Genomic DNA, 9,782 nt, shown 5'->3' with positions numbered 1-9,782 from the left:
CAGCATCGCGCGGCGGTGCGTGCCGCGCGCGACGACGGCACGCGCATGACCAACCTGTACACGGGCCGCCCCGCGCGCGGGCTCCTGACGCGCTTCATGCGCGAGCAGGGGCCGATGAGCGCGCTCGCGCCGGCGTTCCCGCTCGCGACGGCCGCGGTCGATCCGCTGCGCGGCGCGTTCGAGCGGCAAGGTCGTGACGACTTCTCGCTGCTGTGGTCGGGCGAGGCGGCGGCACTCACGCGTGAAGCGGATGCGGGCGAACTGACGCAACGTCTGTGGCGGGACGCGCTCGCGTGCGCGGCGGGGCTGCGCGACGCGTTTCCGCAGGCGGCCTGAGCGACCGGGCAGGGGGCGCCGGTGCGGAAGCATCGGCGTATCATCTGGGTTTTCGTCAGCCCGATCCAGGCACCCCCACCATGACCTCCGTCGACACTACCCCCGTCCTCGACCATGACAAGCTCGTTACCTTCATCGAGCGCAAGTGGAACGATGAAATCCTCCACGCCCTGACCGACTACATCGCGATCCCCGCGAAGAGCCCCGCATTCGACCCCGACTGGGCGAAGCGCGGCTATCTCGAGCGCGTCGTCACCGATGCCGCGCAGTGGGCCGAGCGCCAGCCCGTGAAGGGCCTGAAGCTCGAGATCGTGCGCCTGCCCGGCCGCACGCCGGTGATCTTCTTCGAATCGCCCGCCACGCGCCCGGGCAGCACCGACACGATCCTGCTGTACGGCCACCTCGACAAGCAGCCCGAATTCGACGGCTGGCGCGCGGACCTCGGCCCGTGGACGCCGAAGTACGAGAACGGCAAGCTGTACGGCCGCGGCGGCGCGGACGACGGCTATGCGATCTACGCGAGCCTCGCGGCGCTCGGCGCGCTCGACGAGCAGGGCATCGAGCGGCCGCGCTGCGTCGGCCTGATCGAGACCTGCGAGGAATCGGGCAGCTACGACCTGCTGCCGTACGTCGACGCGCTGCGCGACCGGCTCGGCCAGGTGTCGCTCGTCGTGTGCCTCGATTCGGGCGCCGGCAACTACGACCAGATGTGGCTCACCACGTCGCTGCGCGGGCTCGTGTCCGGCGACCTGCAGGTCGAAGTGCTCGAGGAAGGCGTGCACTCGGGCGTGTTCGGCGGCATCGCGCCGTCGAGCTTCCGCGTGATGCGCCAGCTGTTCGAGCGCCTCGAAGACGCGAAGAACGGCAACCTGCTGCCGGGCGTGTTCCATTGCGAGATTCCCGACAGCCGCGTGCGCGAAGCCGAAGCGGCCGCGTCGATCCTCGGCGACGCCGTATGGAAGGGGCTGCCGTGGGCCTGCGGCGCGGACGGCAAGCCGGTGCTGCCGACCACGACCGATCCGCGCGAGGCGCTGCTAAATTCGACGTGGCGTCCGTCGCTGTCGGTCACCGGCGCGGCCGGCCTGCCCGCGCTCGCCGATGCGGGCAACGTGCTGCGTCCGCGCACCGCGTTCAAGCTGTCGCTGCGCCTGCCGCCGCTCGTCGACGCCGCGCAGGCCGTGCAGCAGCTGAAGGAATTGCTCGAACTCGATCCGCCGTACAACGCGAAGGTCACGTTCAAGCCGGACGCGGGTGCCGCGACGGGCTGGAGCGCGCCGGATCTCGCGCCGTGGCTCGCGTCGTCGCTCGATGCCGCATCGCGTCGCCACTTCGGCGCCGACTGCGCGTACATGGGCCTCGGCGGCACGATCCCGCTGATGAACGTGCTGCAGGAAGGGTTCCCGTCCGCGCAGTTCATGGTGTGCGGCGTGCTCGGACCGAAGTCGAACGCGCATGGCCCGAACGAATTCCTGCACGTGCCCTATGCGAAGAAGCTGACGGCGGCGGTCGCGGACGTGATCGCGACCGCGCGCTGAGCGCTGGACGCTCAGCAGTGACAACTATCCGACCCAACCTCACGGAACCTTGCCGATGACCGCACTGCCGACGCCCGATACCGAACCGCTGCGCATGCGCGCCGAACCGCTGCATGCATTCGTCGCGGCGCTCTGGGAACGGGCCGGCAGCAGCGAGCGCGAGGCAAGGCTCGTCGCCGATCACCTGGTCGGCGCGAATCTCGCGGGCCACGATTCGCACGGGATCGGGATGATCCCGAACTACGTCGCGTCGTGGCGGGAAGGGCAGTTGCAGCTGAACGGGCACGCGTCGATCGCGCGCGACGGCGGCGCGGTGCTGACGATCGACGGCGGACGCGGCTTCGGCCAGGTGATCGCGTTCGAGGCGATGGTCGAAGGGATCGAGCGCGCACGACGCATGGGCATCTGCGCGATCGGGTTGCGCGACGTGCATCATCTCGGCCGCATCGGGCACTGGGCCGAGCAGTGCGCGCGCGCGGGGCTCGTGTCGTTCCATTTCGTCAACGTGCCGGGCGACCTGCTGGTCGCGCCGCTGCACGGCACCGATCCGCGCTTCGGCACGAACCCGTTCTGCGCCGCGTATCCGCGTGGGGGCCGGCCGCCGCTGCTGCTCGATTTCGCGACGAGCGCGATCGCGTACGGCAAGACGCGCGTCGCGTACAACCAGGGCAAGCGCGTGCCGGCCGGGTCGCTGATCGACGCCCGCGGCCAGCCGACCGACGATCCGGCCGTGATGCACGAGCAGCCGTTCGGTGCGCTGCTGCCGTTCGGGTTGCACAAGGGCTACGCGCTCGCGGCGATGTGCGAGATTTTCGGCGGCGCGCTCGTCGGCGGGCATACGACTTACGGCGACACGCTGCAGAAGACGAGCGCGATCGTCAACGGGATGCTGTCGGTGCTGATCGATCCGAACGCGTTCGATGCGGCCGACGCGCAGCGCGAAGCCGATGCGTTCGTCGCATGGGCGAAGGCGTCGCCGCAGGCCGGCGATGCGCCCGTGCAGGTGCCCGGCGAGCCGGAGGAAGCGAGCCGCGCGGCGCGCGGTGCCGGCGGCATACCGGTCGACCGCGCGACATGGCGGCAGATTCGCGAGAGCGCGGCGGCGGTCGGCTTCGACGAAGCCGAGCTCGACGCGTGGACGCAGCGCTGCACGGCATCCGCATGAGCTGGCAATCGGAAAAGGCGCACGGCGAGGAGATTGCGTATCAGCTCGCGCCGCTCGGCAACGTCACGGTCGTGCGCTTCTTCAGCGGTGCGGCGATGCGGCTCGACGGCGTGATGTTCGGCTTCATGTCGCGCGGGTCGCTGTTCCTGCGTGTCGACGACGTGAACCGTCCGGCGTTCGTCGCGGCGGGGATGGGGCCGTTCTCGTACGAGCGGCCCACGCGCACGGTTTCGCTCGACGGCTATTACGAAACGCCGGCCGACGTGCTCGAGGATGCCGGCGCACTGTTCGATTGGTGCCGCAGCGCGTATCGCGCGGCGCTGCTGGCGGGGCCGCCGAAGCGCAAGGCGAGGGCGGTGTCGAAAGCGAAGCCGATGCTGGAAGCGAAGCCTGCGTCGAAGCGGGCGGCCAAGCGGGATTCGGAAGCGTTATCGAAATCGGCGCCCGCGCAGGAAGCCAAGCCGGCATCGAAAGCGTCGCCGAAGCGTGCGCCGGCGCAGGAAGCGAAGCCCGCGTCGAAGCGAGTCGCCAAACCGGCATCGAAAGCGTCGCCGAAACCTGCTTCTGCACCGGAAGCCAAGCCGGCATCGAAGCGAACCACCAAACCGACGTCGAAACCGGCAGCGAAATCCCCGGCGAAGCGCGAGCAAACATAGTGCCGGCCGCGCGAAGCAAACGCCGCGCGACTTTTTCTCTTTTGTCGATCCGGCCGTCGCCCGGTGATTCACGCGACGTGCGCCGGCTGGCACAAGGGCGGCCGGGGAGGGACACAGTCACGAAAGCGTCAAGCTCGTGCCGCACCGCATATCCCTCATGCTTCACAACGGCGGCCTCGGCGTTTATGATCGGCGCGGGTTGCACCCGTGCCCGGCGCGACCCGCGCCGGCCGCGCCGCCGGCTCCGCGAACGGCGCATCGTACGCCGCGCGGGACGCTTCCCCCCACTCATCATTCCAGACGGAGACAGCCGATGCTCGTCCTGATTCTCGGTTTAGCGATCTTCCTCGGTGTGCACTCGATCCGGATCGTCGCGGACGGCTGGCGGTCAGCGACGATCGAGCGGATCGGCGAGAAGCGCTGGAAGGGCCCCTATGCGATCGCGTCGATCATCGGCTTCGTGCTGATCATCTGGGGGTACGGCATCGCGCGCCAGGGCGCGACGCTGCTGTGGGTGTCGCCCGTCGGCGTGCGTCACCTCACCGGCATGCTGACCGCGATCGCCTTCGTGCTGATCGCCGCCTCCTACGTGCCCGGCAACCGCATCAAGACGCTCGTCGGCCATCCGATGGTGGCCGGCGTGGCGGTGTGGGCCATCGCGCACCTGCTCGCGAACGGCACGCTGCACGCTGTCGTGCTGTTCGGCGCGTTCTTCGTATGGGCGCTGGTCGATTTCGTCGTGTGGCGCGCGCGGGATCGCCGCGATGGCGTGCGCTATCCGGCAGGCAGGCTGTCGGGCGACGTCGTGGCGATCGTGGCCGGGCTCGTCGTGTGGGCCGTCTTCGCGCGGTTCCTGCACGGCTGGCTGATCGGCGTGCGGCCGTTCGGCTGAGCGGCCAAGAGGTTGAGCAACTGAGACGTCGAGCAACTGAGCGGCGGCCGACCGGCGCGCCGCTCGCCCGCCTGGGGCAACGGTCAGCGCGCCTTCGCGCCGGCCGTCTCGCCGAGCGGCACCGGCTTGCGGCGCAGGAAATACGCTGCGACGATCGCCAGCGCCGTCAATACCGTGAACCAGAACTGGAAGCGTGAATCCGGGTTGAACGCCTGCGAGCCGAGCACGGCCACCAGCGCCAGCAGCGCGATCCAGTTCGACACCGGATAAAACCACGCGCGGAACGCCTGCGGATCGCGGGGCGCGTGCTTCTCCTGCCGGCGCATCGCGAAGTGCGCGACGATGATGAAGATCCACACGATCATCACGAACGCGCCGCTGCTTTTCGCGAGCATCAGGAACAGGTCGCCGCCGCTCACGAAGTGAACGCCGAGGATCGACACGCAGATCGCGAGACACAGCACCAGCGCGTTCATCGGCACGCCCTTCGCGTTGGTCCGGCCGAACATCGCGGGCGCGTGGCCGCGCTGGCTGAGCGAGAACAGCATGCGCGAGTTCGAGAACAGGAACGAGTTCATCACCGACATGAACGACACGAACAGCACGATCTTCATCGCGACGGCCGCGCCCGTGAAGCCTGCCATGCTGAACAGCGACACGTACGGCGATTTCAGGTTGGCCTTGTCGGTCCACGGCATGCACAGGATCAGGATCGACACCGAGCCGACGTAGAACACCATCACGCGCACGATCACGCTCTTGATTGCACGGATCACGTTCTTGCTCGGGTTCTCGGATTCGCCCGCCGCGACGGCCGCGATTTCGCTGCCGCCGAGCGAGAAGATCACGACCATCACGCCGGCGAGCACGGGCGACATGCCGTTCGGCATGAAGCCGCCGTGATCGGTCAGGTTCACGAGCCCCGGCGCGGGAATGCGCGGCTGGAAGCCGAGCAGGATCGAGGCGCCGAGCGCCATGAAGACGATGATCGTCGTCACCTTCGCGAACGACAGCCAGTATTCCGCTTCGCCGAACGAGCGCACCGAGTACGCGTTGCTCGCGATCAGCGTGACGAGCATGAACAGCGCGCCGCCCCACACGGGGAGCCACGGCAGGAAATCGTGGAGGATCGCGCCGAGCAGGATCGCCTCGACGGTGATCGTCATCATCGACTTGAACCAGTACAGCCAGCCGACCGCGAAGCCGGCCCATTCGCCGAGATAACTGCTCGCGTAGGTGGAGAACGATCCGCTGTCGGGGTTGCGGGACGCCATTTCGCCGAGCATGAACATGACCAGCGTGACGATCACGCCGCCGATCAGGTACGACAGGATCGCCGCGGGGCCGGCGGTCGCGATGATGGCGCCGGAGCCGACGAACAGGCCCGCGCCGATCACGCCGCCAAGCGCGATCATCGTGATGTGCCGTTGCTTGAGGCTTTGCCTCAACGAGTTGTCCTGCATCTCCTACCTCTAGTTATTGTTGGCCCGTTGGCCGGGAGCGCATCGGGCCGCGCGGCGGCAAGCGTGCCGCCGCCGCATGGGGCGCCGATGTCGAGGGAGCGTGTGTGACGCGATGTGCCGGGCCGCCGGCGGTGAATCGGAATGGCGGCCGCGCAGTGCCGGTCGGTGCCCGCGAGAGGGCGATGACGACGACCCCCCGGATTGTGGGCGGACACCGTCGTCACGGCAAACGAGATATGCGAAAGACGTCTTGCGGTTTGCTCATCAATTGCCGCGACGGCGGCAGGCGTGGGCGCGCGTCAGATCGGCTTGACGAACAACCCGACGGTCAGCACCGCGCCGATGCAGACGATCCCGATCCGCAGCACGCGTTCGTTCACGCGATGCAGCGCCCAGGTGCCGAGCAGCCCGCCGGCGATCGCGCCGCCGCCGAGCGCGAGCGCCTTGCCCCAGTGCAGGTGCGGCGACGTCAGGAACAGCACGACGGCCGATGCGTTCATCACGCCCGCGAGCGCATTCTTCGTCGACATCGCATGGCGCGGCGACAGTCCGGCCATCGTCAGCACGGCCATCATCAGGAAGCCGAGCCCGCCGCCGAAGTAGCCGCCGTAGATCGCGATCATGAACTGCGAGAGCGCGGCGGGGACGGTGCCGAGGTGGGCCGTGCCTTCGCTCGGCTTGCGGAAAAAGCTGCCCCACGCAAACACGATCGTCGCGAACAGCACGAGCCACGGCACGAGGCGCGAGAAGATCGACGACGGGGTCTTCAGCAACAGCAGCCCGCCGAGCGCACCGCCGACCACGCTGATGAAGAACATCGCGCGAAACGACAGCTTGCCGACGCCGCGCACCATGTTGCGGCTCGCCCAGCCGGTCGTGACCTGCGCGGGAAACAGCGCGACCGTCGACGTGATGTTCGCCGCGAGCGGCGACATGCCCGACACGATCAGCGCGGGCAGCGTGACGAACGAGCCGCCGCCGGCGAGGGTGTTCTGCAGTCCGGCCCAGAGGCCGGCGAGGATGACGAGCGCGAGCATTGGAGCGGGAGCGGAAGGTGACGGGGCGCGCCTGCCGGAGGCGGGCAGGCGCGGTGAACGCATGCATGGTAATGCAGGACCGCTGACGGCGTGAACTGCTGCGATCGCAGTGTCGTCGCGAGCCTTCCCGGCCGGTGCAAGCGATGACGCCGGCCAGCCCGCGACCAACGTCGAGGATGGCCCGGGCGGGCGGACGGGCGGTCTTACGACGTCGTGCGGCCAATGTCGGATTGTCGAACGACGCGCGCGAAATAGACTGGTTGATGAGCGGCGGGAAAGAACCGGCAGGGTTGGGGGTCAGCCGGCGCCCGGTGCGCTCGGGAACGCAGTTCCTGTTGACGGGTTCGATTCCGGCCACGCGGTGCCGGCGCGTCGGAATCGGGCCGCCTTTTCTCGGGGGACACGCATGCGCGCCGGCGGGCGAACAGGCGACCGGGTGTCGATCGCGGCCACGCGACGGCGCTTCGTTGCCGTTGCTCCGCCGCATCGGCGGAGCAAATGAATGTCGCAGTCGGGATGGTGCGCCGCGTGTGCCACGCGCCGTGCGATCGCCGTTGCTCGAACGCCTCGCGACCGTCAGCCGTTGGCCGGTCGTCGCGGGCGAACGGGCGAGAGAGAACAACCATGAAAAAGTCGTTTCGAGGGGTCGGTCCGAGTACGGCCGTCTGCCTGATCTGCACCGCATGTTTCGCCGCATCGCCGGCGGCCGCCTACACGCCGGGCGGTGCTCGTCATGCGCACTCGTCGCGCAGCGCGCCGGTGCTTCCGGCCGTGACCGTCCAGCCGACGGCGAACGGCGGCGACCAGGCCGACGCGCTGCAGGCCGCGTTCGATGCATTGCAGCCGGGCCAGCGCCTCGTGCTCGCGCCGGGACGCTACACCGTCGGCCGGTCGCTGACGGTGTCCAGAACGAACGTCGTGATCTCGGGCTATGGGGCAACGCTGGTCGCGACGGATCCGGCCAATCAGACCATCGTGATGAGCGGCAGCGGTTCGACGCTCGTCGGCGTCACGCTGGTCGGCACGGGCACGACGCGGCTGACGACGCCCGCATCGACGAAGGTCGAGGTGACGGGCACCGGCGTCCAGGTGCTCGGCGTGACGATCCAGGGCGGCGCCAGCGCCGGGATCTTCATCTATGGCGGCAGCAACGTGGCGATCGTGGGCAACACCGTGCAGGCGACGCTGGCCGACGGCATCCACGCCACCTATGGCGCGACCAACGTGCTGGTGCGCGGCAACACGGTGAAGGACACCGGCGACGACCTGATCGCCGTCGTCAGCTATCAGGCCGACGGCCGCCTCAGCGCCAACGTGCTGATCGACGGGAATACGGTGTCGGGCAATTACTGGGGGCGCGGCATCGCCGTGGTCGGCGGGCGGACCGTGACGATTTCGAACAACACCGTCAGCGGCGTTCAGAAGGCAGCCGGCATCCTGGTCGCGCAGGAGGATAGCTGGAAGAGCTACGGCGTGTCGGACGTCGTGATCGAGAACAACGTCGTCGGCGCGATCCAGGACGGTACGAATGCGAACAACGGCCTGCCGCCTACCCATCAGGCCGCGATCGAGCTCGATACCTGGTCGGGGACGGTGTCATACGTCGTCGTGAAGGGCAACCGCGTATCGGGCTCGGGCTATGACGGCTTCCGGGCGCTGGGGAACGTCTGCCATTTCGCGGTGGCCGACACGGCGCTCGCGTCGATCGCCGGCATGCCGGTGTCGCTGCTGACGAACAACTGCCCGGCCGCCGATATCGTCGCGTACGGCAATTCGCTGGGTGGCGTGGCGCTGGCGCCGCCGGTCGGCGCTTCCCCGTCCGGGACGATTCCGGCCGGCGGCGCGGTGACGTCGGGGATGCCGACGGTGCGCACGAGCCTGATGCAGGCGAACAGCGCGCCCGCATCGGCGCGGAACTGACGATGTTCGCGACGCGCTGCCCGCCGTGCCATCGAACGGGGCGCTGCGCTATGCGTTCGGGGGCGCGGTTGCCCCCGGCGCCGTGGCGTCGTCCCCGGCGTCCGGATAGACGATCGTGCCGTCGGGCCGGATTACCGCGCCGGCCGTCAGGTGCGCGGGTTCCACGCGGTGGGGGGCCGTGATGTGCAGCACCGTTTCGCCGCGCGCGATCAGGTAGTCGGACACGATCCGCCGGTGGCAGCGCCACCACACCGCTTCCGAGCACATGAAACCGGCTTCGGAATTCCAGCGGACGTGGTCGCCCAGCTTGAATGGCGTCGTCATGTCGGGAGGAAGGGTGTGTCCATTATCGGCCGTGACCGTTCGCGGAAAAAGGCACAGGCCGCTGAAACGCACGATCCGACCACGACAATCCCCGATTTAACGCTTCATTACGATGGGCTTTCCGGAAAGGTGCTAGATTCGCCCATCGATATCTCGCAAGGCAGAGAGGGTAGACAGATGATGAAGAAATGGGCGGGGATGGCCGTGGTGGCCGGTGCGGCGGCGGTGGCGTCGCTGCCGGCCGTGGCAGGTGACACGAACAACGCACTGGGCGGCGCGCTGGGTGGTGTCGCCGGCGCGGCGGTCGGCAACGCGATTGGCGGCAGCACGGGCACCGTGATCGGCGGGGCAGTGGGCGGTGGCGCGGGCGGTGCGGTGACGTCGAACAAACACGAACGCACGGGCGCGATCGTCGGCGGCGCACTGGGCGGCGGCGCAGGCGCCGCAGCGGGCA

General features: G+C 68.9%; 8 protein-coding genes and 2 pseudogenes. 7 read left to right on the top strand and 3 right to left on the bottom strand.

Going from position 1 to position 9,782, the window contains the following annotated elements; genetic code table 11:
- The 5 genes from G3N96_RS35545 to G3N96_RS35525 form a co-directional block, all read left to right on the top strand.
- Nucleotides 1-336: nitronate monooxygenase (locus G3N96_RS35545; protein ID WP_206140091.1), on the top strand; the 336-nt coding region annotated here is incomplete at its 5' end.
- Between the two features lie 80 nt (nt 337-416).
- On the top strand, nt 417-1,871 hold the full coding sequence (locus tag G3N96_RS35540) for a M20 family metallopeptidase (protein ID WP_206140090.1): 1,455 nt from the start codon (nt 417-419) through the stop codon (nt 1,869-1,871).
- A 55-nt stretch (nt 1,872-1,926) separates the two neighbouring features.
- Complete coding sequence (locus G3N96_RS35535) at nt 1,927-3,036, top strand: malate/lactate/ureidoglycolate dehydrogenase (RefSeq protein WP_206140089.1); 1,110 nt, start codon at nt 1,927-1,929, stop codon at nt 3,034-3,036.
- Nucleotides 3,006-3,692 carry a TfoX/Sxy family protein gene (locus G3N96_RS35530; RefSeq protein WP_346778931.1) on the top strand — a complete coding sequence of 229 codons (687 nt, stop codon included), beginning with the start codon at nt 3,006-3,008 and terminating at the stop codon, nt 3,690-3,692. Before G3N96_RS35535 ends, G3N96_RS35530 begins: the two co-directional genes overlap by 31 nt.
- 313 nt (nt 3,693-4,005) lie before the next feature.
- On the top strand, nt 4,006-4,584 hold the full coding sequence (locus tag G3N96_RS35525; protein WP_089433023.1) for an NnrU family protein: 579 nt from the start codon (nt 4,006-4,008) through the stop codon (nt 4,582-4,584).
- Nucleotides 4,585-4,667: 83 nt separating this feature from the next.
- Here the strand turns inward: G3N96_RS35525 and G3N96_RS35520 are convergent, their stop codons facing one another.
- Both G3N96_RS35520 and G3N96_RS35515 read right to left on the bottom strand, forming a co-directional pair.
- Nucleotides 4,668-6,047, bottom strand: a complete 1,380-nt coding sequence (locus G3N96_RS35520) for an amino acid permease (RefSeq protein WP_206140088.1) — start codon at nt 6,045-6,047, stop codon at nt 4,668-4,670.
- Between the two features lie 299 nt (nt 6,048-6,346).
- Entirely contained in the window at nt 6,347-7,084 is a 738-nt protein-coding gene (locus G3N96_RS35515) for a sulfite exporter TauE/SafE family protein (protein WP_124578284.1), read from the bottom strand.
- A gap of 624 nt (nt 7,085-7,708) precedes the next feature.
- Between G3N96_RS35515 and G3N96_RS35510 the strand changes: the two genes are divergently transcribed.
- Nucleotides 7,709-9,004, top strand: a complete 1,296-nt coding sequence (locus G3N96_RS35510; protein WP_206140087.1) for a right-handed parallel beta-helix repeat-containing protein — start codon at nt 7,709-7,711, stop codon at nt 9,002-9,004.
- Between the two features lie 48 nt (nt 9,005-9,052).
- Here the strand turns inward: G3N96_RS35510 and G3N96_RS35505 are convergent.
- Nucleotides 9,053-9,271: pseudogene (locus tag G3N96_RS35505) on the bottom strand (DUF488 domain-containing protein); the annotation flags it as partial.
- Between the two features lie 72 nt (nt 9,272-9,343).
- On the opposite strand from G3N96_RS35505, the pseudogene G3N96_RS39940 reads away from it, so the two are divergent.
- Nucleotides 9,344-9,782 (top strand): annotated as a pseudogene (locus G3N96_RS39940) (hypothetical protein); the annotation flags it as partial.

The organism is Burkholderia sp. Se-20373, assembly GCF_017104705.1.
Taxonomy (GTDB): Bacteria; Pseudomonadota; Gammaproteobacteria; order Burkholderiales; family Burkholderiaceae; genus Burkholderia.
Note: the sequence above shows the minus strand (reverse complement) of the source record. Positions and strands in the feature narration are given on the sequence as shown.

What these genes read in the sequence shown, in the direction of transcription:
- G3N96_RS35515 (WP_124578284.1), bottom strand. Translation starts at nt 7,084, where the DNA reads ATGCTCGCGCTCGTCATCCTCGCCGGCCTCTGGGCCGGACTGCAGAAC.
- G3N96_RS35520 (WP_206140088.1), bottom strand. Translation starts at nt 6,047, where the DNA reads ATGCAGGACAACTCGTTGAGGCAAAGCCTCAAGCAACGGCACATCACG.
- G3N96_RS35510 (WP_206140087.1), top strand. Translation starts at nt 7,709, where the DNA reads ATGAAAAAGTCGTTTCGAGGGGTCGGTCCGAGTACGGCCGTCTGCCTG.
- G3N96_RS35535 (WP_206140089.1), top strand. Translation starts at nt 1,927, where the DNA reads ATGACCGCACTGCCGACGCCCGATACCGAACCGCTGCGCATGCGCGCC.
- G3N96_RS35525 (WP_089433023.1), top strand. Translation starts at nt 4,006, where the DNA reads ATGCTCGTCCTGATTCTCGGTTTAGCGATCTTCCTCGGTGTGCACTCG.
- G3N96_RS35540 (WP_206140090.1), top strand. Translation starts at nt 417, where the DNA reads ATGACCTCCGTCGACACTACCCCCGTCCTCGACCATGACAAGCTCGTT.